At 59.5% G+C, this 25,131-nt stretch carries 24 protein-coding genes; 13 read left to right on the top strand and 11 right to left on the bottom strand.

The window, feature by feature from the left end:
• Positions 1–60 precede the first annotated feature (60 nt).
• Positions 61–390 carry a DUF1820 family protein gene (locus ACWGZX_RS10495; protein WP_007894425.1) on the top strand — a complete coding sequence of 110 codons (330 nt, stop codon included), beginning with the start codon at positions 61–63 and terminating at the stop codon, positions 388–390.
• Positions 391–557: 167 nt separating this feature from the next.
• Here ACWGZX_RS10495 and ACWGZX_RS10490 read toward each other — a convergent pair whose 3' ends face one another.
• From ACWGZX_RS10490 to ACWGZX_RS10475, 4 genes are all read right to left on the bottom strand, one after another.
• Positions 558–1,112 carry a tetratricopeptide repeat protein gene (locus tag ACWGZX_RS10490; protein ID WP_223521990.1) on the bottom strand — a complete coding sequence of 185 codons (555 nt, stop codon included), beginning with the start codon at positions 1,110–1,112 and terminating at the stop codon, positions 558–560.
• A 224-nt stretch (positions 1,113–1,336) separates the two neighbouring features.
• Positions 1,337–2,620 (bottom strand): glutamate-1-semialdehyde 2,1-aminomutase, encoded by a 1,284-nt coding sequence (gene hemL, locus ACWGZX_RS10485; RefSeq protein WP_452628259.1) that lies wholly within the window; start codon positions 2,618–2,620, stop codon positions 1,337–1,339.
• Between the two features lie 15 nt (positions 2,621–2,635).
• On the bottom strand, positions 2,636–3,259 hold the full coding sequence (gene thiE / locus ACWGZX_RS10480) for a thiamine phosphate synthase (RefSeq protein WP_452628258.1): 624 nt from the start codon (positions 3,257–3,259) through the stop codon (positions 2,636–2,638).
• Between the two features lie 32 nt (positions 3,260–3,291).
• Positions 3,292–4,089, bottom strand: coding sequence for a hydroxymethylpyrimidine/phosphomethylpyrimidine kinase (locus tag ACWGZX_RS10475; RefSeq protein ID WP_223521993.1), 798 nt, complete (start codon positions 4,087–4,089; stop codon positions 3,292–3,294).
• Between the two features lie 279 nt (positions 4,090–4,368).
• On the opposite strand from ACWGZX_RS10475, the gene ACWGZX_RS10470 reads away from it, so the two are divergent.
• The 4 genes from ACWGZX_RS10470 (at position 4,369) to ACWGZX_RS10455 (ending at position 10,866) form a co-directional block, all read left to right on the top strand.
• A complete protein-coding gene (locus ACWGZX_RS10470) occupies positions 4,369–6,732 on the top strand; it encodes a hybrid sensor histidine kinase/response regulator (RefSeq protein ID WP_452628257.1) in 2,364 nt (787 codons plus the stop codon).
• 96 nt (positions 6,733–6,828) lie between these two features.
• The gene (locus ACWGZX_RS10465; protein ID WP_452628256.1) at positions 6,829–8,475 is read left to right on the top strand and encodes an acyl-CoA dehydrogenase family protein; all 1,647 of its coding nucleotides are present in this window, start codon (positions 6,829–6,831) and stop codon (positions 8,473–8,475) included.
• Positions 8,476–8,653: 178 nt separating this feature from the next.
• Positions 8,654–10,153 carry an AMP nucleosidase gene (amn, locus tag ACWGZX_RS10460; protein WP_193560094.1) on the top strand — a complete coding sequence of 500 codons (1,500 nt, stop codon included), beginning with the start codon at positions 8,654–8,656 and terminating at the stop codon, positions 10,151–10,153.
• A 71-nt stretch (positions 10,154–10,224) separates the two neighbouring features.
• A complete protein-coding gene (locus ACWGZX_RS10455) occupies positions 10,225–10,866 on the top strand; it encodes a pseudouridine synthase (protein WP_452628255.1) in 642 nt (213 codons plus the stop codon).
• Here ACWGZX_RS10455 and ACWGZX_RS10450 read toward each other — a convergent pair.
• Both ACWGZX_RS10450 and ACWGZX_RS10445 read right to left on the bottom strand, forming a co-directional pair.
• On the bottom strand, positions 10,861–11,070 hold the full coding sequence (locus tag ACWGZX_RS10450) for a DUF2788 domain-containing protein (protein ID WP_223522002.1): 210 nt from the start codon (positions 11,068–11,070) through the stop codon (positions 10,861–10,863). The genes ACWGZX_RS10455 and ACWGZX_RS10450 overlap by 6 nt on opposite strands.
• Before the next feature lie 242 nt (positions 11,071–11,312).
• A complete protein-coding gene (locus ACWGZX_RS10445) occupies positions 11,313–11,792 on the bottom strand; it encodes an Lrp/AsnC family transcriptional regulator (RefSeq protein WP_007937367.1) in 480 nt (159 codons plus the stop codon).
• 435 nt (positions 11,793–12,227) lie between these two features.
• On the opposite strand from ACWGZX_RS10445, the gene ACWGZX_RS10440 reads away from it, so the two are divergent.
• A complete protein-coding gene (locus ACWGZX_RS10440; RefSeq protein ID WP_452628254.1) occupies positions 12,228–13,298 on the top strand; it encodes a DUF6515 family protein in 1,071 nt (356 codons plus the stop codon).
• Here ACWGZX_RS10440 and ACWGZX_RS10435 read toward each other — a convergent pair.
• Together ACWGZX_RS10435 and ACWGZX_RS10430 are read right to left on the bottom strand one after the other, a co-directional pair.
• Complete coding sequence (locus tag ACWGZX_RS10435; RefSeq protein WP_223522006.1) at positions 13,283–14,188, bottom strand: cation diffusion facilitator family transporter; 906 nt, start codon at positions 14,186–14,188, stop codon at positions 13,283–13,285. The genes ACWGZX_RS10440 and ACWGZX_RS10435 overlap by 16 nt on opposite strands.
• Before the next feature lie 22 nt (positions 14,189–14,210).
• Positions 14,211–14,630 carry a polyribonucleotide nucleotidyltransferase gene (locus ACWGZX_RS10430; protein ID WP_223522008.1) on the bottom strand — a complete coding sequence of 140 codons (420 nt, stop codon included), beginning with the start codon at positions 14,628–14,630 and terminating at the stop codon, positions 14,211–14,213.
• Between the two features lie 263 nt (positions 14,631–14,893).
• On the opposite strand from ACWGZX_RS10430, the gene ACWGZX_RS10425 reads away from it, so the two are divergent.
• The 3 genes from ACWGZX_RS10425 to hrpB all read left to right on the top strand — a co-directional run bounded on the left by ACWGZX_RS10425 (position 14,894) and on the right by hrpB (position 19,228).
• Positions 14,894–15,895 carry a hypothetical protein gene (locus ACWGZX_RS10425; RefSeq protein ID WP_452628253.1) on the top strand — a complete coding sequence of 334 codons (1,002 nt, stop codon included), beginning with the start codon at positions 14,894–14,896 and terminating at the stop codon, positions 15,893–15,895.
• A complete protein-coding gene (locus ACWGZX_RS10420; RefSeq protein WP_452628252.1) occupies positions 15,889–16,641 on the top strand; it encodes a hypothetical protein in 753 nt (250 codons plus the stop codon). Before ACWGZX_RS10425 ends, ACWGZX_RS10420 begins: the two co-directional genes overlap by 7 nt.
• 70 nt (positions 16,642–16,711) lie before the next feature.
• The gene (hrpB, locus tag ACWGZX_RS10415; RefSeq protein ID WP_452628251.1) at positions 16,712–19,228 is read left to right on the top strand and encodes an ATP-dependent helicase HrpB; all 2,517 of its coding nucleotides are present in this window, start codon (positions 16,712–16,714) and stop codon (positions 19,226–19,228) included.
• A 141-nt stretch (positions 19,229–19,369) separates the two neighbouring features.
• Here the strand turns inward: hrpB and ACWGZX_RS10410 are convergent, their stop codons facing one another.
• Together ACWGZX_RS10410 and ACWGZX_RS10405 are read right to left on the bottom strand one after the other, a co-directional pair.
• The gene (locus ACWGZX_RS10410) at positions 19,370–20,443 is read right to left on the bottom strand and encodes an endonuclease/exonuclease/phosphatase family protein (protein WP_452628250.1); all 1,074 of its coding nucleotides are present in this window, start codon (positions 20,441–20,443) and stop codon (positions 19,370–19,372) included.
• Between the two features lie 150 nt (positions 20,444–20,593).
• Positions 20,594–21,268, bottom strand: a complete 675-nt coding sequence (locus tag ACWGZX_RS10405) for a YciC family protein (protein WP_452628249.1) — start codon at positions 21,266–21,268, stop codon at positions 20,594–20,596.
• A 178-nt stretch (positions 21,269–21,446) separates the two neighbouring features.
• Between ACWGZX_RS10405 and ACWGZX_RS10400 the strand changes: the two genes are divergently transcribed.
• The 3 genes from ACWGZX_RS10400 to ACWGZX_RS10390 all read left to right on the top strand — a co-directional run bounded on the left by ACWGZX_RS10400 (position 21,447) and on the right by ACWGZX_RS10390 (position 23,463).
• Positions 21,447–22,211 (top strand): DUF2076 domain-containing protein, encoded by a 765-nt coding sequence (locus tag ACWGZX_RS10400; protein ID WP_452628248.1) that lies wholly within the window; start codon positions 21,447–21,449, stop codon positions 22,209–22,211.
• A 138-nt stretch (positions 22,212–22,349) separates the two neighbouring features.
• Positions 22,350–22,829, top strand: coding sequence for a LabA-like NYN domain-containing protein (locus tag ACWGZX_RS10395; RefSeq protein WP_007946629.1), 480 nt, complete (start codon positions 22,350–22,352; stop codon positions 22,827–22,829).
• A 22-nt stretch (positions 22,830–22,851) separates the two neighbouring features.
• Complete coding sequence (locus ACWGZX_RS10390) at positions 22,852–23,463, top strand: 3'-5' exonuclease (RefSeq protein ID WP_452628247.1); 612 nt, start codon at positions 22,852–22,854, stop codon at positions 23,461–23,463.
• A gap of 97 nt (positions 23,464–23,560) precedes the next feature.
• On the opposite strand, the gene ACWGZX_RS10385 is transcribed toward ACWGZX_RS10390, so the two are convergent.
• Positions 23,561–24,019, bottom strand: a complete 459-nt coding sequence (locus tag ACWGZX_RS10385; RefSeq protein ID WP_452628246.1) for an Lrp/AsnC family transcriptional regulator — start codon at positions 24,017–24,019, stop codon at positions 23,561–23,563.
• A 163-nt stretch (positions 24,020–24,182) separates the two neighbouring features.
• Between ACWGZX_RS10385 and yedA the strand changes: the two genes are divergently transcribed.
• Positions 24,183–25,109, top strand: coding sequence for a drug/metabolite exporter YedA (gene yedA / locus ACWGZX_RS10380; protein WP_452628245.1), 927 nt, complete (start codon positions 24,183–24,185; stop codon positions 25,107–25,109).
• Positions 25,110–25,131: the final 22 nt, after the last annotated feature.

The raw sequence follows: 25,131 nt of genomic DNA, 5'->3' as shown, positions 1-25,131 counted from the left end.
CCGGTGGCTATGCTATAGTTCGCGCCCTCATTTTTATCCCAAATGTGTTGCTCGCCCACCATGACCAAACGTGAAGCTCCAATCTACAAGGTGATTTTCCTCAACCAGGGCCAGGTGTACGAAATGTATGCCAAGCAGATCTATCAAAGTGATCTGTGGGGCTTTCTGGAAGTGGAAGAGTTCGTCTTTGGCGAGCGCACGCAAGTGGTCGTCGATCCGAGCGAAGAAAAGCTCAAGGCTCAGTTTGAAGGCGTGGTGCGCAGTTTTGTGCCGATGCATTCGATTGTGCGCATCGACGAGGTAGAGCGTCTGGGCACACCGAAAATCAGCGAAGCCCGTGGCGCGGTCGGCAATGTCATGCCGTTTCCGATGCCGATGCCTGAGAAGTAGGCCCTGTGGTGAGGGGGCTTGTCGGACCGCCGCACCGCCCCGTTCGGCTGCGAAGCAGTCGCAAGTCAGAAGTCACGGTGAGTCAGAAAGAATTAATTTGAAGGATTTGGGGCCGCTTCGCAGCCCAACGGGGGCAAGCCCCCTCACCACAAGGGCCCGAGTTGAAATCAGGGAAGCGGCGAGAAAGGCGTGCGCCCGTCAGCGCTCTGCAATTCCATCAGGTATTTACGGAATATTTGCCCCAGCACCTGTGTGGCGACTTCAAGTTCTTCGCGCGGCATTTTCTCGGTGACTTCGTCGGCGGTGTCCAGTGCATCTTCAGCGCCGTTGACCGCAGCCATTTTCAGCAGAATGTAAGCCTGAACGTTATTGGCCTGAACGCCTTCGCCTCGGAAGAACATGGTACCCAGTTTGAATTGCGCCTGGGCGTGGCCTTGTAGTGAGGCTTTTTCGAAATAGCTGAGGGCTTTATTGAGGTCGCGCGGCGTGTTTTTGCCGTTGTAGTAGAACTCACCCAACTCGTATTGCGCTTGCGCATCCCCTTCATCCGACGCTTTCTGGCAGGCGGCGAGCGCTTGCGTCAGGTCTTGCGGCTGAGTATTGAGGGTGCAGCGACCCATCGCTGGGATTAACAACGAGTTGCCGCCTGCTTGTGCGAGCGCGAGCAGTGGCTGAAGGAGCAACAGGCAGCCCAATGAAAGGGCGCGGCCGGTGCGGTTCATGAGAATCGACTTACCTCTGAAGGGCGCGCGGACCCATCGAGGGATCCAATAAGCGCGCATTATGAAATAAGCAGGGCCAACCTTACAAAGTCTTTACTCGTTTTTCTGCTGCGCGGGGAATATATCGCCCAATTTGCGGGAGATTATTAGCAGTAGCGTAGGAAGAACGGTGCGGATGTAGGTAAAAGCTGACGCTGGCAGTCGCCAACGTCAGCGGTAAGGCGTTATTTCAATGCGGCGAATGCACGCTCAGCGGCATCCAGCGTCAGTTTCAACTCGACTTCGCCATGGGCGATCGAGGTGAAGCCGGCTTCGAACGCGCTCGGCGCCAGGTACACCCCGCCTTCGAGCATCAAGTGGAAGAACCGACCGAACAGAGCCGCGTCGCTGGCCATCACGTCATCGAAGGTCACGATGTCGTCAGCGCCACTGAAGTACAGACCGAACATGCCGCCGGCCTGCGTGGTCACGAATGGAATGCCCGCGGCATCGGCGCGCTGTTGCAGGCCGTCGAGCAGGCGGCTGGTGTAGTCGCTCAGTTCGGCATGGAAGCCCGGACGGCTGATCAGGCGCAGGGTGGCCAGGCCGGCGGCCATGGCCAGCGGGTTACCTGACAACGTGCCCGCCTGGTACACCGGGCCCAGTGGCGCGATGTGCGACATGATTTCGCGTTTGCCGCCGAAGCAGCCGACTGGCATGCCGCCGCCGATGATCTTGCCAAACGTGCTCAGGTCCGGCGTCACCCCGAAGTGTGCCTGGGCACCGCCAAGGGCAACGCGGAAACCGGTCATCACTTCGTCGAAAATCAATACCACGCCATGTTTGTCGCACAGGGTCCGCAGGCCTTCGAGGAAGCCTGGCGCCGGCGGTACGCAGTTCATGTTGCCGGCAACCGGCTCGACGATGATGCACGCCACGTCCTGCCCGACTTCGGCGAGCATGGTTTCCACCGCGTCGATGTCGTTGAACGGCAGGGTCAGGGTGTGTTTGGCGAAGTCCGCCGGCACGCCGGCCGAGCTCGGTACGCCTTGGGTCAATGCGCCGGAACCGGCCTTGACCAGCAGGCTGTCGGAGTGACCGTGGTAGCAGCCTTCGAACTTGATGATGTTGTCGCGGCCAGTGAAACCACGGGCCAGGCGGATCGCGCTCATGGTCGCTTCAGTGCCGGAGCTGACCATGCGCACCATTTCCATCGACGGCACGATCGAGCAGACCAGGTCGGCCATCTCGGTTTCCATCGCGGTCGGGGCGCCGTAGGACAACCCGTGTTCCAGCTGTTTACGCACCGCGTCCAGCACGTCCGGATGGCTGTGGCCGAGGATCATCGGGCCCCAGGAACCCACGTAATCGACATAACGCTTGTCGTCTTCGTCGGTGACGTAGGCGCCTTCAGCGTGTTTGAAAAACAGCGGGGTGCCACCCACGCTTTTGAACGCGCGAACAGGCGAGTTCACGCCCCCGGGAATGTGTTTCTGGGCATTGGCAAACAGGGTTTCGGAACGAGACATGGTCGGGCTCTCAAATCAGATTTTAAGTAATTCATTAAAGGCGCGGGCGCGGCGTGTCACTTCAGCCGGGCTCTCGGCGCCAAACAGACCGTGGACGACCGCCAGCAGATCAACCCCATGGGCCACCAGTGGCGCGGCGTTTTCCAGGGTGATGCCACCAATCGCGCAAATCGGCAGGTGCAGTGTGCGGCGGGCCTGGTCGAGCAGTTCGAGGCTGCAAGTGGGGGCGCCGGGTTTGGTGTTGGAGTTGAAGAAACGACCGAAGGCGACATAACTGGCGCCTTCCTTCGCGGCTTGTTCGGCGAGTTCGAGTTGCGCGTGGCAGGTCGAACCGATGATGGCTTTGGAGCCGAGCAGAGCGCGGGTCGGCGACAACGGACCATCGGTCTGGCCCAGGTGCACGCCGACGTTCAGGCGTGCGGCCAGTTCGGCATCGTCATTGATGATCAGCTGGGTTTTATAGCGGTCGCACAGATCGCGCAAGGCTTCGGCCTCGCGCAGGCGTCGGGCCTCGTCGCTGCTCTTGTCGCGGTACTGCAGCAGGGTGACGCCGCCTTCCAGCGCCGCCTCCACGTACTCAAGCAGTTTACCGGCCAGCAACTGGCTGTCGGTAATAGCGTACAGGCCACGTAGTTTCATCGAACAAGCCTCACCGCATGACTAATAGAAAGTTACGAACAGAAATCCAGCGGCAGGCGGCGCGGCACGAACTGGCCTTTGCCCAATTGCTCCGCATCACGCAGGGTTCGCCATGTGTAGTTAAGCGCGGTCTGCACGGCGCTAACGAGGTTTTCACCTTGGGCCAGACGACCGGCCAGGGCGCTGGCCAATGTGCAACCGGAACCGTGATAACTGCCGGGCAAGCGCTGGCAGGTGAAGGTTTCGCGGTGGCCGTCGCGGCTGTACAGGCGATTGTGTATTTCGTGTTCGTCGCCATGGCCGCCGGTGATCAGCAGGTGTTTGACGAATGGCAGCAGTTTTTCGGCGCACTCGTCGGCGGTGCCTTCGGGCAGTTCGGCGAGGATGCGCGCTTCGGGAAGGTTAGGGGTGGCAATGATCGAAAGTGGCAGCAGGCGTTCGCGCATGGCATAGCCGACTTCGTCCTTGCCCAGTCGTCCGCCACCGCCGGCGCGCAGCACCGGGTCGCAGACCACTGGCAGGTGCGGGTGCGCCAAGAGCAGTTCGACTACCGTGTCGACCATCTCCAGGGAACCGAGCATGCCCAGTTTGACCGCGGCGACTTCGGAGTCGTTGAGTACGGCATTGGCCTGGGCCAACACCCACTCACGGTCGAGGACGCGAAAGTCAGTGACGTTGACCGTGTCTTGCACGGTCAGGGCGGTGACGGCCGGGGCCGCATGACAACCCTGAGCGAGCAGGGCTTCGATATCTGCCTGCAAGCCGGCGCCACCACTTGGGTCGTGGCCGGAGAGACAGAGGACAACGGGGCGAGAGCTGTAGATATTCATGGTGCGCGAGCTTACCACCAGTCGACCAGTGAGTCATGAGACGGACTATGTAGCAGCGTCATTCTCTCACTCTGACCGGGCAAACAGCTCTATATCAATGGTTGCCGCTGGAACGCCCGTTCTAGAGCCCTTGCTGTAAATATTTCAATGGTGTTCAAAGGCCATCAACGGCTATGCTAGAGTGGATCCAAACCAATAACAGGTAATGCCGGTTTTACGTCTACTCAAAAGGAATGAGGGGCTTCCTGAGATAACCGGACAGGCCACGCTGGGGCTTAAATGCGCTATTTGCTGATGTTGCTGCTTTGCTTGCCCCTCATGGCGAGCGCCGTCGAGTTCGACGAGTTCACTCAAAGCCTGCCCTTGGGCAAAAGCCTGCAAGTGTTCGAAGACGCGGGCGGTCAGGCGACCATCGCCGATGTCCGCGCGCAAGCTGCGGCTGGAAACTTCAAGACCCACGACAAAGCGACACTCAACGCCGGCTATTCGCGTTCGGCGTTCTGGCTGAAAATTGACCTGCACTATCGTCCGACCAGCCCGGAGGCACAACGCACCTGGCTGCTCGAACTGGCCTATCCGCCCCTTGATCACCTCGATCTGTACTTGCCCGATGCTACCGGCAGCTATCAATTGGTGCGCCAGACCGGTGATGCCTTGCCGTTTGCCACGCGCGCGATCCGTCAGAACAACTACCTGTTCGATTTGAATTTCACGCCTGACCAGGCACAAACGGTGTACCTGCGCCTGCAAAGTGAAGGCTCGATCCAGGCGCCGGTCACCTTGTGGTCGAGCACCGCTTTCCTCGAAGAACAGCCGGTCCGGCTTTATGTGTTGGGGCTGATCTATGGCGTGTTGTTGGGGATGCTGGTTTACAACCTGTTCATCTACCTCAGCGTACGCGACACCAGCTACCTCTATTACATCTTCTATATCGCCTCGTTCGGGTTGTATCAGCTGTCAGTCAACGGCGCGGCCGTGCAGTATTTCTGGCCGAATAACCCGTGGTGGGCCAACGCAGCAACACCGTTCTTCATCGGTTGCGCCGGGCTGTTCGGCAGCCAGTTCGCCCGTAGCTTCCTGCAGACAGGGTCTTACGGGCGCTGGCTCGATCGCTTGCTGCTGGCATTGATTGCATTCGGCGCGGTGGTGATCGGGCTGTCATTGATGGCCAGTTACGCCCTGGCCTTGCGTCTGGCCACCGCATTGGCCTTGACCTTCACGGTGGTGATTTTCGCCGCCGGGTTGTTTGCCTGGTTGCGTGGCTTGCGTGTGGCGCGGTATTTCATCATTGCCTGGTCGGCGTTTTTGCTCGGCGGCATCGTCAACACGCTGATGGTGCTGGGTTACCTGCCCAACGTGTTCCTGACCATGTATTCGAGCCAGATAGGCTCAGCAATCGAAGTCGCCTTGCTGTCGCTGGCCCTGGCTGACCGAATCAACGCCATGCGCGAGCAGCAAGCGCAAACGCTGTTTGATGCGGGTCAAAAACTCGAAATGCTGAACCAGCAACTGGCTCACAGTAACAAGCTCAAGGATGAATTCCTCGCCACCCTGACCCACGAATTGCGCACCCCCATGAACGGTGTGATCGGTTCGCTGGAGTTGATGCAGACCGTCGAGATGGACCCTGAGCTGGAGCAATACCAGCAAACTGCCGCCGGTTCCGCGCGGGACATGATGCGCATGGTCAATGGCATCCTGACCCTGACCGAATTGCAGGCCGGCAAGCTCAAGGCCTCCCCTGCAGTGTTCAGCTTGCGGGGCGTGGTCGATGCCTTGCGCGCGCAATTCGAGGTCAACGCATCGAGCAAGTCGCTGGACTTCAAAGTCGACGTCACGCCGGGGCTGCCGGATCGCTTGCACGGTGACAGCGCCAAACTCACGCAATGCCTGGAATGCCTGTTGGACAACGCGATCAAGTTCACTCGGGTCGGTGGGCTGGCGCTACGGGTGACGGGCAAGCCGGTGGAAAACGGTCGGTTGTCGTTGTCGTTTGCCGTGATCGACACGGGTATCGGCTTCACCGATCTGGGGGAGGCGACGATGTATCAGCGTTTTTTCCAGCTCGACGGTTCAATGACTCGCGAATACGGCGGTTTGGGCGTGGGGCTGGCGATTTGTCGGCAACTGGTCGAACTGCTCGGTGGGCGCCTGACGCACCGCTCCGAGCCGGGCAGTGGCAGCCGCTTCCAGCTTGATGTCGACTTTGAAGTGCCGGTGGTAGAGCGACCGCCCATACCGTTGATGAGCGGCGATCTTGCGCGTTTGCGCTTGCCTCAGGATTGCAGCGTATTGCTGGTGGATGACAACAGCGTCAATCTGTTAGTGATGCGCGGTATGTTGCTTAAACTCGGGTTCCGGGTGCGTTCCGCCGACAACGGTCTGAACGCGCTCGATCAATTGCAGCGTGAAACCTTTGATGCGGTGCTGGTCGATTGTCAGTTGCCGCCTCAAGACGGCATCTCCCTGTGCTGCCAGATCCGCGCCTTGCCGGGTTGCGCCGAATTGCCGGTGTTCGTGGTGGCTCTGAGTGTTGATCGTGAACGTTGCCCGACCGCAGACTCGATCGATTACTTGAACAAACCGGTAAAATTCGAAGATTTACAGGCCGCGCTCTATCGTCGTGTGTTGTGCCCAGGCTAGGGCGAAAGCGCCGACAGTTAGGCGGATATGCCACTTTGTTCAGTCTCGGGGCAGTGCTTAACTGACTCCCTTGGCTGACCCAAAGGAGCCCCCGTCATGAACCTGCATCAGTTTGCCGAAACTCACGAAGTCACCAACCAACCTCCGTCGCTGGACGGCACCAACCTTTATCGCATCGACTTGCCGTTGCAAGAATGGTCGCGGCGGTTCGGGGCCGGTTGGGCCGAGTCGCGGATCGACGCGTATGGCGCACTGGCAGGCGGGCCGCTGATGGAGGCCGGGTTTGCGGCCAACCAAAACAAACCGGTATTCGTCAGCCATGACCGTTATGGCCACCGTATCGATTTAGTGGAGTTCCACCCGGCCTATCACCAATTGATGCGCACCGCGGTGGAGCACGGGCTGACCTCGTTGCCTTGGGCACATCCGCAGTCCGGTGCGCATGTGGCCCGAGCGTCCATGAGTTATCTGCACAGCCAGGCCGAAGCCGGAAGCGGTTGCCCATTGACCATGACCTTCGCCAGCGTTCCGGCAATGCGCCTGCAACCGGATCTGGCTGAGCAGTGGCTGCCGAAAATCCTTTCTACCGAATACGACCCGCGCAACGTCGGCATGGCGCACAAGGCCGGTGTGACCATCGGCATGGCCATGACCGAGAAGCAGGGCGGCACCGACGTGCGCGCCAACACCACCAAGGCGTATCCGATCGGCGCCAGCGGTCCGGGCCAGGCTTACGAACTGGTCGGTCACAAGTGGTTCTGCTCGGCACCGATGTGCGATGCCTTTCTGACCCTGGCGCAGACCGATAAGGGTTTGACCTGTTTCCTGCTGCCGCGTCATCGTCCCGACGACACGCGCAATCAGTTCTACATCCAGCGCCTGAAAAACAAACTCGGCAATTGCTCCAACGCCTCCAGCGAAGTGGAGTTTCGTGGCGCGCTGGCGTGGATGGTCGGCGAGGAAGGGCGGGGCGTGCCAACCATCATCGAAATGGTCGCCATGACCCGCTTCGATTGCATGGTCGGCTCCAGCGCATTGATGCGCCAGGCCCTGACCCAGGCCAGCCATCACTGCGCTCACCGCTCGGTCGGCGGCAAGCTGCTCAGCGAACAGCCGTTGATGCAAAACGTGCTCGCCGATCTGGCGCTGGAAAGTGAGGCCGCCCTGGCCTTGAGCCTGCGCATGGGCAAGGCGCTGGATCATCTGGACGACAGCCATGAAGCGAAATTCGCCCGACTGGTGACGGCAGTGGGCAAATACTGGATCTGCAAACGCGCGCCCGCCATGATCAACGAAGCCGCTGAATGCATGGGCGGCGCCGGGTACGTCGAAGAAAGCATCCTGCCGCGCCTGTACCGTGAGGCACCGGTCAATTCGACATGGGAAGGTTCCGGCAACGTACAGTGCCTGGATGTGCTGCGGGCGCTGTCGAAAGAGCCAGGTGTGCTCGACGTGCTATTCAGCGAATTGGGCGATGGTCATGGTGACAAACGCCTGGCCGCGCACATCAATCAGTTGCAGGCGGCGTTCAAGGACACCAGCGACATTCAATACCGAGCGCGGCAACTCACCGAAGACATCGCCTTGGGGCTTCAGGCCAAGCTATTGCTGGAGGCGGGGAATGCGGCGGTCAGCGATGCGTTTATCGCCAGCCGTCTTGGTTCCGCCGGTCGGGTGTATGGCGCGTTGCCGCGTGGGCTGGATGTAGAGGCAATTGTCGCTCGCTCGACCCCGCTTATGTGAGCGACCTTGATCTACTGTAGGAGCGGGCTTGCCCGCGAAAGCGATTTAACATTCAACATTGATGTTGGCTGACACACCGCCATCGCGAGCAGACTCGATCCCACAGGGGGTAATTGTTCATCGCGATTGGCGTATGGCCAACACGCCGCTGTTCCCGTGAAGCGACGATGCAGGCAAGATGAAGGTCTGCAAGTCAGAACACAGGATGCTGATCGTGACCGAAGCTTTTATTGTCGTTCAAACCGCCGAGCAAGCCGTGGACCGGCTTGCGCTCTTGCACAATCGTGCAACCACCGCGCTGAATCAGGCGCTCAAGCGTTACCTCAAGGATCGAGTTGAGCCGGACGCCGAACAGCGTGCGATGTTTCGTTATCCCGAACTGCGACTGACCTATCACTGCCAGGGCGAAGTCCCGCAGACCACGCGCGCCTATGCCAAGGTTCAACTGCCGGGGACCTACAGCGTCACCGTCACCCATCCGGCCGCTTTCCGTAAATACCTGCTGGAACAACTCGTGCCGTTGATGCACGACTTCACCGTGACCGTCGAAGTCGGCATCAGCCAGCAAAACATTCCTTATCCGTACGTGGTCGAACAGGGCGATGAACTGGCCGGCTCCGGCGTGACCGCTGCCGTGCTGGCGCGCGTGTTCCCGAGTACCGATTTGTCGGCCGCGACTGACGGCATTGCCGATGGTTTATACGACTGGGAAAACACCGACCCGTTGCCACTGGCCCTGTTCGATGCGGCGCGGGTGGATTTCTCCCTGCGCCGGCTGGTGCATTACACCGGCAGTGACTGGCGTCATGTGCAGCCATGGATTCTGCTGACTAACTATCACCGTTACGTTGACCAGTTCATCGTCCATGGTCTGGAGCAGTTGCGCAGCGACCCGCGTTTTGTGCGCATGGTCTTGCCGGGCAACGTGATCATAGAAAAGAGCATGGACCACGGCGAAGCGTCGGCAATTGCCGCGGGCGTGGTCTGGCACCGTTACCAGATGCCGGCTTATCACCTGATCGCCAGCGATGGTCACGGCGTGACGCTGGTTAACATCGGCGTCGGCCCGTCCAACGCCAAAAACATCACCGACCACTTGGCCGTGCTGCGCCCGCACTGCTGGCTGATGATCGGCCACTGCGGCGGCTTGCGTCAGTCGCAGACTATTGGCGACTACGTACTGGCGCACGCTTACATGCGCCGCGACGGGATTCTCGACCGGGTCGTACCGCCGAACATTCCGATTCCGGCCTTGGCTGAAGTGCAGATGGCGTTGCAGCAAGCGGCGGCCAATATCACTGGCGAGAAAGGCGATGAGCTGAAAAAACGCCTGCGCACCGGCACTGTACTGACTTACGACGACCGCAACTGGGAGCTGCGTTGGGCTCAGGAACGTCCACTGATCAACCTGTCCCGCGCCGTGGCGGTGGACATGGAAAGCGGCACCATTGCCGCCCAGGGTTATCGTTTGCGTGTTCCTTACGGCACGTTGCTGTGTGTCTCGGACAAACCGTTGCACAGTGAAATCAAGTTGCCGGGCTCGGCCAACGCTTTCTATGAGCGTGCGGTCAGCCAGCACTTGAAGATCGGCATCGAGGCAGTGGACCTGTTACGTACCGAACTCAACTCGCTGCACTCGCGCAAACTGCGCAGCTTCGACGAGCCACCGTTCCGCTAACGGTTGTCATGGTCATTTGGCGGTCAGGGCACTAGCATTAGCAGCCCTGACCGTTAGATGTTTCTTTCCTCATGTCTCGTCCCCAACGTCCCGTTTCTAGTCGCCCTGGCGCGAAGCCTGCACCATCCTCCTCAGCCCCGCGCCGTGTCGCCAAAGTACCGCCGGCCGAGCCGAAGCTGATTCTGTTCAACAAACCTTTTGATGTGCTGACCCAATTCAGCGACGGTGAGGGGCGGGCGACGCTCAAGGATTACATCGACATCCCGGGGATTTACCCGGCAGGACGGCTGGACCGCGACAGCGAAGGTTTGCTTTTGCTGACCAACGACGGCCAGCTCCAGGCGCGGATTGCTGACCCGAAACACAAACTGGCCAAGACCTATTGGGTGCAGGTGGAAGGCGAGCCGAGTGCCGAGCAATTGCAGCGTTTGCGTGACGGTGTCGAACTGAACGACGGCATGACCTTGCCGGCCGAAGCGCGGCAGCTGGACGAGCCTGAACTGTGGCCACGCAACCCGCCCGTGCGCTTTCGCAAAAGCGTGCCGACGAGCTGGCTGGAGCTGGTGATTCGCGAGGGGCGTAACCGTCAGGTGCGGCGCATGACGGCGGCGGTCGGCTTGCCGACATTGCGTCTGGTGCGGGTTAGAATCGGCGACTGGACGATCGAAGGGCTCGATCAGGGCCAGTGGAAGGAAGTCCCGGCGCGTTTATAACGTGCCGGATTCGATCAGGCCGATCACCACGCTTTTGATCACGAACGCGGCCACGCCCAGACCCAGTACAAAGAACAGAATGAGCGAGCCAAAGCGCCCGGCCTTGGACTTCTTCGCCAGATCCCAGACGATGAAACCCATGAAAATGATCAGAATGCTGACAAGGCCAGTCATCATCCACTCTTCAAATACTGCAGGATCCATCGAACATCTCCAGCGTGGGCGAGACTAAAAGGCGCTGGAGTATACGCCACGGGGAATTGGCGAAGTATTGACCTGCGTCGGTGTGTCGCACCTGTGGTGAGGGGGCTTGCCCCCGTTGGGTTGCGAAGCAGCCCCTAAAGCAACCACTGAGTTTTACCTAATCCCCCCGCATACTCTGGTTTTACGACCGCTGCGCGGCCGAATGGGGCGATGCGGCGTTCCGACAAGCCCCCTCGCCACAATCAGCTGCGCAGATGAGTCAACGGCAGCTCGGTACTATTGAGCACCTGATTCAACACAAAACTCGACCGCACACTGGTCACCCCTTCAATCCGCGTCAAATGCCCCAGCAGCAGTTTCTGATAGTGATCCATGTCCGGCACCACCACCTTCAGCTGATAGTCGGCATCCATCCCCGTCACCAGGCTGCACTCCAGCACCTGTGGCAACGTACGAATCGCCGCTTCGAAGTTCTCGAATCGTTCCGGTGTGTGCCGGTCCATACCGATCAGCACGTAAGCCGTCAGGCTCAAACCGAGCATCTTGCGGTCCAGCAGGGCGACCTGGCGGGAGATATAGCCGTCATCTTCCAGTTGCTTGACCCGGCGTGAGCATGGCGAGGGCGACAGGCCGATGCGTTCGGCCAATTCCTGGTTGGAGATACGCGCGTCACGCTGCAATTCCGCCAAAATGCTCAAGTCGTATCGGTCGAGTTTGCTCATCAATCAGTCCTTTGTCTTAACTATTGCGGAAGATTATCTATCCAGGGTTAAAAATTGCGCAAGTGATGTTTAATTGAGCAATCTTCGCAATCCTCTGCCGGCGCCTCAGGCCTATTCTTATCACCAGAATCACTGCTCGGACAAACAGTCCACAGCGGCTCGCCCAACCAGGCCAGCCGCGGCCGCCACCCCCACCGGGGATGTGCCGGCCCCCGAGCTGCACACTGTCCAGAAGACGGCGTGAGGTGAGCCGACGTCATAAGCGTCGAGCACGGACGAAGTTCTCAAAGGGAGGCCGACGGGTCTCCCTTTTCTTTTGCGTGCTGTTTCTGTTCTGTCCTCAATAAATAAGTTTCGTGACTGATAACCTGTTGCAGAACCGGCCTGTGCTTTTCCAGTCTTACGTACAGGCCCTAACCCGCAGTGAGGATAAGCATGAAGTCGCGCATCTGGCGTTTAGCCGGTGTTGGTTTGTTGTGCGTCAGTGTCACTGCGCAATCGCTGGCCGATGATCAGCAAAACCGTGGGTCCGATGGCGGCCAGCATGGGTCGGACAGCCATCAGGGAAACGGTCAGGGCCATGGCGGTAATAATCAACCGCACCCGCAGAATAATGGTCAGCAACAGAACCAGCAGCACCCGCAAAACAACGACGTCAATCGTGGCGACAACAACCGCCAGTTCGAGCACAACCGCCAGAATCAGAACAATAGCCAGTGGCAGAGCCGCCCGCAGCCTGACTTCAATAATCCGATTCGATCGCCTCCGCCCCCGCCGCAACTGCCGGCCAATGACCTGCCGATCCAGCCCCGGCCCGACACCGTGCACCAGACCCAGCCGTCACAGCGTGGTTACTATCAGGACATGCCGCGACGCAACGACAACAACCAGCGCTGGAACGGCTATATCGGCGCTCCATCCTATGGCAATCATTATCAGGGTCGTTCCAGTGGCTACGGAAATGGCTGGGGCCCAGGCCCGCAATATCGCCCGGGACACGTGATCGACCGCTTCCCGGACCGCGAGTACCGCGTGCCTTACCGTGGAATGGATTATTTCTACTCCGGCGGTTACTGGTATCGCCCGCTGGGCCCACGCTATGTGGTGGTCGAACCACCGCACGGGATTCGCGTCAGCTATTTGCCGGATTACGCGGAGCAGGTGTTGATCGGCGGGGCGGTGCTGTTCCTGGTGGCAGGCTCGTATTACGCCTATCAGGAGAGCACCCGGGATTACGTCGTGGTCGAGCCACCGGCTGGGACCTTGCAACCTCAACAGCAGCCGCAAGTCGCCAGCAATGGATATGACGTGGAGGCGTATCCAGCCAACGGGCAGTCGGCGGAACAGGTCAATCAGGATGGTTACGAGTGCTATCAATACGCGGTGCAGCAGAGTGGGTTCGACCCGCGAACCGCGACCTATCAACCGGACCCATCGGTGGTTCAAAACTATCGCCAGGCCCAGGGCAACTGCCTGAGCAGCCGCGGTTATCAGGTGAGTTTCTGACCCCTGGCGGCCTGCACCACTTCCTGCGGGTCGGCGTGCACCAGCACTTCGGCTCGCGGGTAGGCGGCGTGAATCGCATCGGCGGCCTGATCGCTGATGCCATGGGCGACTGACAAGGTCAAATCCCCCGGCAGCTCCAGATGCAGTTGCACAAACCACTGGCTACCGGAAACCCGCGTGCGCAGATCATGCGCACCCAAAACCCCCGGCACGCTGCACGCCAGTTCAAGCATGTGCTGGCTGACATCCGGCGGCAGTTCTTCATCCATCAACACCGTAAAACTTTCCCGGGCGATCTGAATCGCGCTCCAGAGAATGTACGCGGCAATCCCTAGGCCGAACCAAGGGTCGACCTGATGCCAGCCAAACCCGGCCAGCACCAGCGCCACGAGAATGCTGCCGTTGAGCAGCAGGTCCGAGCGGTAATGCAGCGAGTCCGCGCGCACTGCGTTGGAGCCGGTGGCCTTGACGACGCGATGTTGCAACATCAGCAACGCCAGCGTCAGCGCCAGGGACAGCACAATCACGCCGATGCTGATCCACGGCGCACCCACAGGCTCCGGATGTTGCAGTCGTTCAAACGCCTGCAAGGCAATCAAAACCGCACTGCCACCGATGAACAACGCCTGGGCCATGCCCGCCAGCGACTCGGCCTTGCCATGCCCGTAACGGTGATCCTCATCGGCCGGGCGCAAGGCGTAATGCACCGCCAGCAGATTGAGCAGCGACGTGACGCCGTCGAGCGCCGAGTCGGTCAACCCGGCGAGCATGCTCACCGAACCGCTCAACCACCAGGCGATGGCTTTGGCGACGATCAGCGTACACGCCACCGCCACCGAGGCGCGGGTGGCCAGCCGCAGCAGGCGGGCGTGTTCGGAGCTGGAAATCATAAGTGCGGCTTTTCCTTCTGGTTTACGCGGCGGGTTGCAGGCCGAACATCGCCAGTTGCTGGGCGCTGCCCTTGTGTTGAATCAGGCGTGGGTCGTCCAGAGGGAAGCTGCGGCCTAGTTCCGTTTCGAGAATAGTCTGCAACTTGTGATTATCGACCTTGCCGTCGGCGCCGATCGCTTCCTTGAGTTTTTCCGGGGCTACATGAGCGGTCTTACCCGGCTCCAGATAAATCGCGCCGGTGGCGAAGTCGACCGCAAAAGCGATCAGGCCGGGGAGGATGTAGAACAGCAGGCCAACGGCATCCAGCGCCGCTACGACCGGGTCAATCTTGCCGTCAATCTGCCCACGGCGGTCGGGGAAGAAAATCGACCCGCAAGCGGTAACCTGAGTCAGCAGCGTTGCGACCAATACACCGCCAATCAGGCGAAAGGGAACACGCATAGAAAATCTCCTGGGTAATTTCAAAACGAAAGAGCGTCGGTATGAATTAAGACCCTGACGAACGCCTGGCAGTTCGCCGTTATACCCGGCCCTCTGTTTGGGGGCTAGTAGATTTATGAGGATTTACCTGATCAGCGTGAAGCGTTGGCGACACGCTAGGGCGCGCTGTTAAAGCCATGCCGGAACTAAAGTCGTGTAACGTGATTGTTGCACGGTAACAGCGCGTCCGTTACTGTGCGTTAATCGTGTTATTGGACACCGAAGTGAACACCAGCAGACAAGACATTCAAGATTACTTCGAATTGGTTTTCGGGACTAAACCCGAGATCAGGCGCTGGGCGAAGTCCAAGGGTTTGCCCTTTTATCTCCTGGATGAATACGCCTTCGACACCGTGACGCTCTATGGCCGCCAATGCCTTTTACTGCTTGCTCACGAACCCTTTGAAAACGTCGCGAAGATTCGCAAGCACCTCGATGTTTTGAAAACGATGGTGGATCACCCGATCCTCTATGCCACCGGCGCCCTCAAATCCTACGAGCGTAAACGCCTCATCGAGGCCAGGATTCAGTTCGTAGTGCCCGGCAATCAACTCTTCGCTCCACAGCTTGGAATGGATCTGCGCGAGTACTTTCGCAGCAGGCATACCGAGAGAGAAGTCATGGGGCCGGCAAGCCAGGCATTGCTTATCGCCGCCATTGTTCGAGGATGGGACAAGGACTTTACTTTTCGAGGTGTGGACCTGGCGGATGGAGAGCCGTACTCCAAAATGACGATGTCCAGAGCGATGAAGGAATTTGAATCGTTCGGATTGATAGAGCCGGCCTCGAGTGAAAAATCACCTCGCTGGCGCTTTGTTGCGACGCCTGAAGTCACGTGGGAAAAAGCGTTACCAGCGTTGCAAAGCCCGGTCAAACGTGTGGTTTATTCTGACCGCCAACTCTTGTTACAGCGAGCTGCCGGACTGTCGGCACTCAGCAAAGCATCGATGCTCGCGGAACCCTTGATACCCGTAATCGCGTGCTCCAAAGACGAATGGAACCTGGAGGTCCAACGGTCTGGCTGCAAGGAAGTCGGCCAATTTGATGATCCGGCTTTTGAGGTCGAGATCTGGAGTTACTCCCCCCATCACATTGGCGGCAATACCTGTATTCCAGAGTCGAGTGAAAGCGTCGACCCCCTTTCTCTCTACCTCAGCTTGAAGGACGACGTTGATGACAGAGTCCAAATCAGCCTTGATGAAATGATGGAAAAAATTGAATGGTAAAAGGACTGGATACCTTTCGCGCAGCCTTCGCCGGCTATGCGGATCGATATGTGCTGATTGGCGGCGTTGCAGCGAGCCTGACGCTTGAAGAAGCAGGTATACCCTTCAGGGCTACCCGAGATTTGGACATTGTCCTGATCATAGAAGCGCTGGATGACGTGTTCGGTATTGAGTTCTGGGAGTTCGTAAAGCGCGGAGGTTACACCGAGCGTCACGAACTGGATGGGCCGACGAGGCGCTACAGGTTTGGCAATCCCATCGATGACAGCTACCCGGTACTGCTGGAGTTGTTCTCGCGGGCTCCTGAAGGCTTATCGCTGCCCCAAGGTGCTCATCTGACCCCGATCCCAGTAGACGGAGAGGTTTCCGATTTGTCTGCCATTCTGCTCGACGAGGCTTATTACGCTTTCATCGTAGAGGGCCGCAACGACACAGAGGACCTTTCCTACATTGGTGTCGACCGATTGATTCCGCTTAAAGCACAGGCATGGACCAATCTCACGCGTCCTGACTGCGAGGAGCCGAGCGCTGGCCGCAAGAGCAATAAACATCTGAAGGATGTTGTTGTCTTGTCCCGTCTTCTTTCTGAAGAGCCAGCATTTGATTTGCCAAAAAGCATAGCAGTGGACTTACGACAATTTCTGGACGTCATGCCTTCGCTGGACGTAGACATGAAAGCCATCGGGTTGCGTGGAGTTACCATCGCTGAAGTAGCGGAGCGCATCCGGACAGCATTCAAAATCTAGATTCTGAACGCCCGGTTGCATTGAGTCGGGCGCTTCGCCGTTATACTTGCCGGCTTGTCTGGGAGCCAGCATGATTTCTTTGCCGATTGATGAAGTTTTACCCGCCCTGCGTGAAGCCTTGGGGACACGCCACGAAGCCGTGCTCGAAGCACCGCCCGGCGCTGGTAAAACCACCCGCGTGCCCTTGGCCTTGCTCAACGAGGTTTGGCTGGCCGGGCAGACCATTCTTATGCTTGAACCGCGCCGGTTGGCAGCGCGGGCGGCGGCGGAGCGGTTAGCCAGTGAATTGGGGGAGAAGGTCGGTGAAACCGTCGGCTATCGGATTCGGCTGGACAGCAAAGTCGGCCCCAACACCCGCATTGAAGTGGTCACCGAAGGCATTCTCACGCGCCGTTTGCAGGATGACCCGGCGCTGGAAGGCGTTGGTCTGCTGATCTTCGATGAGTTCCACGAACGCAGCCTCGACGCCGATCTGGCATTGGCCCTGAGCCTGAATGGCCGGGAGCTGTTTCGCGATGATCAACCGCTGAAAATCCTGCTGATGTCGGCAACTCTGGAAGGTGAGCGCCTGGCCGGTTTGCTCGACGATGCGCCGATCCTGCGCAGTGAAGGGCGCATGTACCCGGTGGCGATGCGCTGGGGCCGGCCGTTTCAGTCTGGTGAATTCATCGAGCCGCGTCTGGTACAGACCATTCTCGAAGCCTTGAATGACGAAACCGGCAGTATTCTGGTGTTCCTGCCGGGGCAGGCGGAAATCCGTCGTGTGCATCAACAATTGGCCGATGCGTTGGGCGATAGCTCGCAGGTTCTGCTCTGCCCGTTGCACGGTGAACTGGACCTGAATGCCCAGCGTGCGGCGATTGATCCGGCACCGCTCGGCAAGCGCAAAGTGGTGCTGGCCACTAACATCGCCGAGACCAGCCTGACCATCGACGGCGTGCGCGTGGTGATCGATGCCGGGTTGGCGCGGGTGCCGCGTTTCGACCCCGGCAGCGGCATGACCTGCCTCGACACCCAGCGCATCTCCAAGGCCAGCGCCACTCAGCGCGCGGGCCGGGCAGGGCGCTTGGAGCCGGGCGTGTGTTATCGCTTGTGGTCGCAGGATCAGCACGAGCAACTGGCGGCGTATGCCAGTGCGGAAATTCTCTCGGCGGACCTCGCCGGCCTGGCGTTGCAACTCGGTCGCTGGGGCGTGACGCCAGGTCAGTTGGTTTGGCTGGATGTACCTCCGGCCGCTGCTTATGCACAGGCGCAGGATTTACTGGATCGACTGGGCGCATTGGACGGTGAAGCGCTGACTCGCCACGGTCAGGCCATGGCCGAACTGCCGGCGCATCCACGCATCGCCCATTTGTTGTTGCGCGGGCAGGCGCTCGGTTTGGCTGACATGGCCTGCGATGTCGCGGCATTGCTCGGCGAGCGGGATATTTTGCGCGGTGCCGGGGCGGATCTGCACAGTCGATTGGTGTTGTTGTCCGGCGAAGAACGCGCCGCGCGGGGAGCTCAGGGCGGTGTGCAGCGGGCTCGGCAACTGGCGCGACAGTATCGCGGTTATCTGCGCGGAAAAGCCTCGGAGCCGGTCAGCGATCCGGATCACCCGCGCTGGCTCGGAGCGCTGTTGGCGTTGGCCTATCCCGACCGTGTTGCCCTGCAGCGCCGTGCCGGTGGTGCGGAATATCGCTTGGCCAACGGCCGCGCGGCGTTGTTTGCCGAGGCTGACAGCCTGATGAAACAGGCGTGGCTGGTGATCGCCGATCTCGGCAGTCGACAGGGCCAGCGTGAGGAGCGGATTTATCTGGCGACGGATTTCGATCCGGCGCTGTTCGATTCGGTGCTCGCCGAGCAAGTGCGCGTTGTCGATCAACTGGATTGGGACGAACGCGAAGGCGTGCTGCGCGCCGAGCGTCAGCGCAAGGTTGGCGAGTTGATCCTCAGCCGCGAACCGTTGACCGGCCTCGATGAAACCGCCCGCAGCCAGGCGTTGGTCAACCTGGTGCGGCGTAAAGGTTTGGAGTTGTTGCCGTGGACCCCGGAACTGCGTCAGTGGCAGGCGCGAGTGGCGTTGTTGCGTCAGTTGGATATGGCCGGCAAGGGCGAAAGTGAGTGGCCGGATGTCAGCGATGCCGCGCTGCTGAAAAGCCTCGAGCATTGGCTGATGCCGTATCTGGGCAAAGTCTCGCGGCTCAGTCATTTCGCCAATCTGGACCTGTCGAGCATCGTCCACAACCTGCTGCCGTGGCCGCTGCCGCAACGGCTGGATGAGCTGGCGCCACATCATTTGAGCGTGCCGTCGGGTTCGTCGATTCGTCTGGATTACAGCGAGCAACCGCCAATTCTCGCGGTGCGCTTGCAGGAGTTGTTTGGCCTGGCCGAGACCCCACGCATTGCGGGTGGCCGGCAAGTGGTGAAGTTGCACCTGCTGTCCCCGGCGCGGCGGCCGGTGCAGGTGACGCAGGATCTGGCGAACTTCTGGCGCAGCACCTATGCCGAGGTTAAGAAAGATTTGAAGGGGCGGTATCCGAAGCATTATTGGCCGGATGATCCGCTGGTGGCTGAAGCGACTGCGCGGATCAAGCCCCGTAAATAGTACTTCAATGACTGCGAAGAACCCTGTGGGCGCTGGCTTGCCTGCGATTGCGTTCTGTCAGTCGACATATATTTAGCCTGACACACCGCTTTCGCGAGCAGGTCGAATCGTCGCACCGTTGCTCCCACAGGTTTTGCATCATTAGTTGGCTGGCAACAGGAATCGCGCAATGACGGGAAGGTGATCGGAGATGCGCAACGTATCGTCCTGCCTCACCGTCGCCTCGACCCGTTTGATGCGTGGGCTGTAGAACAAATAGTCGACAGTCCGGTCCGGGCCGTTCAGGCCCGGATCGTTCGGGTAGTGGGTTAGCCAGCGCGCGCGGTTGATTCCGCTGGCTTCGTTGTTGGTCGGGATCATCGGGTACTTGTCCCACAGCACATGCAGCGCGCTTTCGGCAGAGTAGGGCGTGCGTTGGTCGTCGGGCAGTCGGCGAAGTTGCCCCAGCGGCAACAGATTGAAGTCGCCACCGATCAGCCACGGCGTGCCAAGGCTTTCGAACTTGTCGAGGACTTTGGCAATAGCCGTTACTTGGGCTTGCAACGTTTCGTCAGGCTGGAGGACTCGGTCCAGATGGGTATTGAGAGCCGCCATCTGACCGCCGTCGTTCAGCGGCAGATAAGTCACCAGCAGGGCGTTTTTCGGTTTGAACTGGCGGCTGATCACGTTGGCTGGTTCGACCGGCAATTGCAGGCGTTCGGCGTGTTCGATCTGGTAGCGGCTGAGCGTTACCAGTTGCCGGCCAACGCTGCCGAAAATGTGCGGCTGCGGCACGAAATCGGCCTTCCAGTCGAAGGCGCGAGCGCTGCACGGATACAGGTCGGCGACCCGCTCTTGCAGCAGCTTGAACTGGTTCTGGTAATCGCTGGTCTTGGCATTGTCATCGAGCTCCTGCAACAACACGATGTCGGGGTTTTCGTCGCGAATCACCCGCGCCACTTCGTCGAGGCTGAAGGCCATGTCTTCCAGTGTCGGCTTCTCGTCGTCACCCTGTGCCAGATCGTTCCAGAACACGTAGCGTTTGCCCGCCAGGTACTGAACGTTCCAGGTCATCACCTTCAACGCCTGGCCGGACACCAGGCTTGGCGCTTGAACCGTGCAGCTGGCCGGCACCACTTCCCTGGCGTCGGGGCGCCAGGTCAGGTTGTAGATCAGGGTCATCACGCCGATCACGATCAACAGGCTCGGCAGGGTGTAGCGCAGTAGACGGGTCATGGCTCGGCTTATAGCGTTACAAAAGATGGCCCTGAGCATAACCGAGCGCCGCGCTTATTCCCAAGGGCATGCCCACTGATCAACCGTAATACGCACCCTGTAGCAGCCGGACGCAGGCTTCGCCAGTTGCTACATAGAGTGTGTTGTCAGTTAGAGCGGCCCATCAATTTTCGCGGGTTCTTCGCTGATCAGCATGAACAAACGGAACAACACCACGCTGGTGAACAGTTGCAGGAAGCTGTGAGCACTGTCGATCACCAGGCTGATCGCCGGGTTCTGTGGCTCCGGATACACCGCGAAGGTTGCGCCCTTGAGCAACCACAACGGGCCCATCACACACAGGATGCACACCAGGATGCGCATGAAATGGCCACGGGTCAGGCGCAGGCTTTCCTTCATCGCCGCCAGCGGAGCCAGGCCTCGCAGCACCAGCAGGTATTCGCCGAACGCCAGGGTCACCATCAGATAGATACCGGGCAGGAAATACAGCGACAGGCCGAGCAGGATCAGCAGGGTATTGAGCGCCGTCAGCAAGGCGAAGCGTGGCCACAGGTAGGCCGACCTCGCCAGCAGATCGCGAATGCGTGGCGCCTCACCGCGGCTGCGGGCGTCGAGAAACAGGATCAGGGCGGCGGTGTACAGCGGATAAACCAGCAAGCCGACAATCACACTGACGCCGGGAAAACTGTCCGGCTCGGTGGAGTTGTCAACCACTAGTTGCAGGAGCGACTCGAAGATCACCAGCGGCAGGCACAGCTGCACGATCTGGCCCAGATTGCGCTTGAAGAAATACAGGGAGTCACGCAGTACATCTAACGGATTCATCAGTCGGTATCGCTGGTTGGAAGCGGTGGCCCACTTTAACCGATGAACCCCTTTGAGGCGCAAACGTAAACGTAAGGTAAAGGTCGTTGAAACAACTTCTTTCAGCCTCCATTAAGGTGGAGCACCTTATCCTCATCGGAAAAGGACAACGATTTTCCCGGCAATCTACGAGGTCGCCATGAACAGCGAAGAACAAACCCTGATCGATGGACTGTTTTCCCGGCTGCAACAGGCCGAAACGGATTCAGCCCCGCGCGACGCCCAGGCCGAGGCGCGGATCAAGGAACACCTGACTCGCCAGCCTGCGGCCGGCTATTTCATGACTCAGGCGATCCTGGTTCAAGAAGCCGCCATCAAGAGCCTCGACGAACAGAACAAACAACTGACCCGGCAAGTGCAGCAATTGCAGGCTGAACTGCAATCGGCCAAGGCTCAGACAGCGGCACCGGCGCCGAGCGGTGGTGGCTTTTTGTCGAGCATCTTCGGTGGCAATGCCCGCGATCCGCAGCCAGCACCGAGCCAGAGTGCCGTGCCATCCACGGGCGGCTGGCGCGAACCGGCACGGCCATCGTTCAATTCGCAATCGCCACAGCAAAACTTCGGCGCAGTACCGCCTCAACAAAATTACGCCCCGCAACAGCAAGCTCCGGCGGCTGGCAGCAGTTTTCTCGGTGGTGCGCTGAAGACCGCAGCCGGTGTGGCGGGTGGCGTGATGCTGGCACAAGGCATCAGCAGCCTGTTCCATCACAATCAGCCGCCGGAAGTGGTTGAAGTGATCAAGGAAGAGCCAGCTCAGGTCAGCGATCAGAACGATAGCGGCAATGGCTGGGGCGACGACCAGCGCATGGCTGATAACTCCAACAATCAGGGCGGCTTTGTCGACACTGATTACAGCAATGACGACTCGTCGTTCTTCGGCGGTGACGACGATTCCTTCGTCTGACCCACCATTCGTCCGGGGCATGCGCGCGCCCCGGGCCGATTATTCGCGGAACAATCCTTCGGGCTGGCATACTGGGCGACTTTTCGGGCCCGGTGCCTGATATCGCCTGCGCGCCTGTGCGCCAAGAGGAAGTCCGCGGTGAAAAAAATCGCAGTGTTCGCCGATGTTCAAAACCTCTATTACACCGTGCGTCAGGCCTATGGTTGCCACTTCAACTACGCCGCGTTATGGGCTGACATCAGCAAACAGGGCGAGATCGTCGAGGCTTATGCCTACGCGATCGATCGCGGTGACAGCAAACAGCAGCAGTTTCAGCAGATCCTGCGCAACCTCGGCTTCACCGTGAAGCTCAAACCCTACATCCAGCGCAGCGACGGTTCGGCCAAGGGTGACTGGGACGTGGGCATTACCCTGGACATCATGGACGCCGCCGATCATGTCGACGAAGTGGTGCTGGCCTCCGGCGACGGTGATTTCGACATGCTGCTGGAGCGCATCATCAGCAAACACGGAGTGCAAGCGGTGGCTTACGGCGTGCCGGGCCTGACCGCCAATTCGCTGATCCGCGCCGCCAGCCGTTATGTGCCCATCGAAGGCGCGTTGCTGCTCAAGAATTGACTTTTACGGAGCTGAAACAGGTTTGGAACGCATAGCAGTCATTGACTTTGAAACCACCGGAATCTCCCCGAGCAGCAGCTGCCGGGCCACGGAAATTGCCGTGGTGATTCTTGAACAGGGGCGCATCGTCGAGCGTTACCAAAGCCTGATGAATGCCGGCGTGCGCGTGCCGGCCTTCATCGAGCAACTCACCGGCATCAGCAACGCCATGCTGCGCACCGCGCCGTCGGCGGAGCAGGTGATGAACGAAGTCAACGAGTTCGTCGGCATCACGCCGCTGCTGGCGCACAACGCCGCGTTCGACCAGAAGTTCTGGGACTTCGAACTGGGGCGGATCAAGCGCACGCGATTACAGAACTTTGCCTGCTCGCTGCTATTGGCCCGGCGGTTGATGCCAGCTGCGCCGAACCACAAGCTCGGCACCCTCACCACCTTCGCCAACCTGCCCGATACCGGCAAGGCGCACCGGGCCATGGCTGATGCCGAGATGGCTGCCAACCTGACGGCGCATCTGGCTGAAGAGCTGCGGCGCAAGCATGGGTTGCGCGAGTTGTCGCATGATTTGCTGTGCAGCTTGCAGAAAGTGCCGGCGGCGAAGATCAACGAGCACCTCAAGCGCCATCGCGGATTCTAATATCACCGCCAATCCCCTGTAGGAGCTGAGCTTGCTCGCGATGGCGGCATGTCAGTCACCGTAAATGTTGACTGTTAAACCGCCATCGCGAGCAAGCTCAGCTCCTACAGGCATTCCCTTCCAGTTGCCCCAACGGCACGCGCTTTTCTATCGCGCTCGAAAGCACAATCGACGTCTTGCTGAACCCGAATTTCGCAATCCGGTTAATCAACTCCTCCAGCTCCGGCATTGAGCCCACCGCCGCTTGCATGATCACGCACGGATCGCCGGTGACCCGGTGGCACTCGGTCAATTGCGGGATTTTGATCAAGTCGTCGTAGGCCTTCTGGTTGCCGTGCTGGTTCAGCCGCAGTTCGATCACGCACTGGATCGGCAATCCAAGCTTGGCCATGTCGACTTTCGCCTGGTAACCGGTGATGACCCCGCTGGCTTCCAGTTTGGCCACGCGCTCGGCCACGGCCGGAGCGGACAGGTTGACCTTGCGCGCCAGGTCGGCGTAGGACGCACGACCGTTTTCCAACAGGGCGCTGAGGAGCATGCGGTCGTATTTATCCATCGTCGGACTCCTGAAAAATGACTGACTTTCGAAAACACGGTTTATAGCGATGATCTCCGTGTTTTGAAAAGTGTACCGGCGCTACAAACAGGTTTTGTAACTTATTTTTCGCCGTTGGCCTTTCTAGAATAGCTGTTCACATTGTCCTGTCATCGAGTTGCTCATGCCTGGCTTACGTCGTTTTCCCTTACCGTTGATCGCCGCCTTTTTCGCGCTGTATGTGATTTGGGGATCGACCTATCTGGCGATCCGCATCGGTGTGGAGTACTGGCCGCCGTTGTTGCTCGCCGGAATCCGTTTTGTGGTCGCCGGGACGCTGATGTATGCCTTCCTGCGCTGGCGTGGGGCGCCGACACCGACCTGGGCGCAGTGGAAAGCGGCCGGCATGATCGGGATCTTGCTGCTCGCTGGCGGTAACGGCGGAGTCACTGTGGCCGAACACATGGGGGTGGCCTCCGGTGTGGCAGCTTTGGCGATTGCGACGGTGCCGTTGTTTACCTTGTTGTGCGGATATTTTTGGGGCGCGCGTAATACCCGTCTCGAATGGGCCGGGATTGCGCTCGGGCTGATCGGCATTGCCATGTTGAATCTTGGTTCGAACCTGCAATCGAGCCCGCTGGGGGCGACGTTGCTGGTGCTGGCGGCGGCTTCCTGGGCGTTTGGTTCGGTTTGGAGCAAACACTTGCCGTTGCCCGAGGGGGCGATGGCCAGCGCTGTGGAAATGCTGGTCGGCGGCGTGGCGCTGCTGATCGGCAGTGCGCTGAGCGGCGAGCATTTGCAGGCCCTGCCACCGATCGAAGGTTGGGCAGCCCTGGCGTATCTGACGTTCTTCGGCTCGATTATCGCGTTCAACGCTTATATGTATCTGCTGAAAAACGTGCGTCCGGCGGCGGCGACCAGCTATGCCTACGTCAACCCGGCCGTGGCGGTGTTGTTGGGCATCGTGTTTGTCGGCGAGACCATCGGCATCGAAGAAGGGCTGGCAATGCTGGTGATCATCAGCGCCGTGGTGTTGATCGGATTGCCGCAGTGGCGCCGGGCGCCTGTGCAGCCGGCTGCAGTCGCGCCGACAGAATCCCGTGTGAATTAGGGTAAACTGCGCGCCATTGCAT

It is taken from the genome of Pseudomonas sp. CLCA07, assembly GCF_053615335.1.
Note: the sequence above shows the minus strand (reverse complement) of the source record. Positions and strands in the feature narration are given on the sequence as shown.

What these genes read in the sequence shown, in the direction of transcription:
- ACWGZX_RS10430 (WP_223522008.1), bottom strand. Translation starts at nt 14,630, where the DNA reads ATGCGTGTTCCCTTTCGCCTGATTGGCGGTGTATTGGTCGCAACGCTG.
- ACWGZX_RS10420 (WP_452628252.1), top strand. Translation starts at nt 15,889, where the DNA reads ATGGTAAAAGGACTGGATACCTTTCGCGCAGCCTTCGCCGGCTATGCG.
- ACWGZX_RS10450 (WP_223522002.1), bottom strand. Translation starts at nt 11,070, where the DNA reads ATGGATCCTGCAGTATTTGAAGAGTGGATGATGACTGGCCTTGTCAGC.
- ACWGZX_RS10465 (WP_452628256.1), top strand. Translation starts at nt 6,829, where the DNA reads ATGAACCTGCATCAGTTTGCCGAAACTCACGAAGTCACCAACCAACCT.
- hrpB (WP_452628251.1), top strand. Translation starts at nt 16,712, where the DNA reads ATGATTTCTTTGCCGATTGATGAAGTTTTACCCGCCCTGCGTGAAGCC.
- ACWGZX_RS10475 (WP_223521993.1), bottom strand. Translation starts at nt 4,089, where the DNA reads ATGAATATCTACAGCTCTCGCCCCGTTGTCCTCTGTCTCTCCGGCCAC.
- thiE (WP_452628258.1), bottom strand. Translation starts at nt 3,259, where the DNA reads ATGAAACTACGTGGCCTGTACGCTATTACCGACAGCCAGTTGCTGGCC.
- hemL (WP_452628259.1), bottom strand. Translation starts at nt 2,620, where the DNA reads ATGTCTCGTTCCGAAACCCTGTTTGCCAATGCCCAGAAACACATTCCC.
- ACWGZX_RS10495 (WP_007894425.1), top strand. Translation starts at nt 61, where the DNA reads ATGACCAAACGTGAAGCTCCAATCTACAAGGTGATTTTCCTCAACCAG.
- amn (WP_193560094.1), top strand. Translation starts at nt 8,654, where the DNA reads ATGAAGGTCTGCAAGTCAGAACACAGGATGCTGATCGTGACCGAAGCT.
- ACWGZX_RS10490 (WP_223521990.1), bottom strand. Translation starts at nt 1,112, where the DNA reads ATGAACCGCACCGGCCGCGCCCTTTCATTGGGCTGCCTGTTGCTCCTT.
- ACWGZX_RS10410 (WP_452628250.1), bottom strand. Translation starts at nt 20,443, where the DNA reads ATGACCCGTCTACTGCGCTACACCCTGCCGAGCCTGTTGATCGTGATC.
- ACWGZX_RS10440 (WP_452628254.1), top strand. Translation starts at nt 12,228, where the DNA reads ATGAAGTCGCGCATCTGGCGTTTAGCCGGTGTTGGTTTGTTGTGCGTC.
- ACWGZX_RS10400 (WP_452628248.1), top strand. Translation starts at nt 21,447, where the DNA reads ATGAACAGCGAAGAACAAACCCTGATCGATGGACTGTTTTCCCGGCTG.
- ACWGZX_RS10385 (WP_452628246.1), bottom strand. Translation starts at nt 24,019, where the DNA reads ATGGATAAATACGACCGCATGCTCCTCAGCGCCCTGTTGGAAAACGGT.
- ACWGZX_RS10470 (WP_452628257.1), top strand. Translation starts at nt 4,369, where the DNA reads ATGCGCTATTTGCTGATGTTGCTGCTTTGCTTGCCCCTCATGGCGAGC.
- ACWGZX_RS10455 (WP_452628255.1), top strand. Translation starts at nt 10,225, where the DNA reads ATGTCTCGTCCCCAACGTCCCGTTTCTAGTCGCCCTGGCGCGAAGCCT.
- ACWGZX_RS10405 (WP_452628249.1), bottom strand. Translation starts at nt 21,268, where the DNA reads ATGAATCCGTTAGATGTACTGCGTGACTCCCTGTATTTCTTCAAGCGC.
- ACWGZX_RS10445 (WP_007937367.1), bottom strand. Translation starts at nt 11,792, where the DNA reads ATGAGCAAACTCGACCGATACGACTTGAGCATTTTGGCGGAATTGCAG.
- yedA (WP_452628245.1), top strand. Translation starts at nt 24,183, where the DNA reads ATGCCTGGCTTACGTCGTTTTCCCTTACCGTTGATCGCCGCCTTTTTC.
- ACWGZX_RS10435 (WP_223522006.1), bottom strand. Translation starts at nt 14,188, where the DNA reads ATGATTTCCAGCTCCGAACACGCCCGCCTGCTGCGGCTGGCCACCCGC.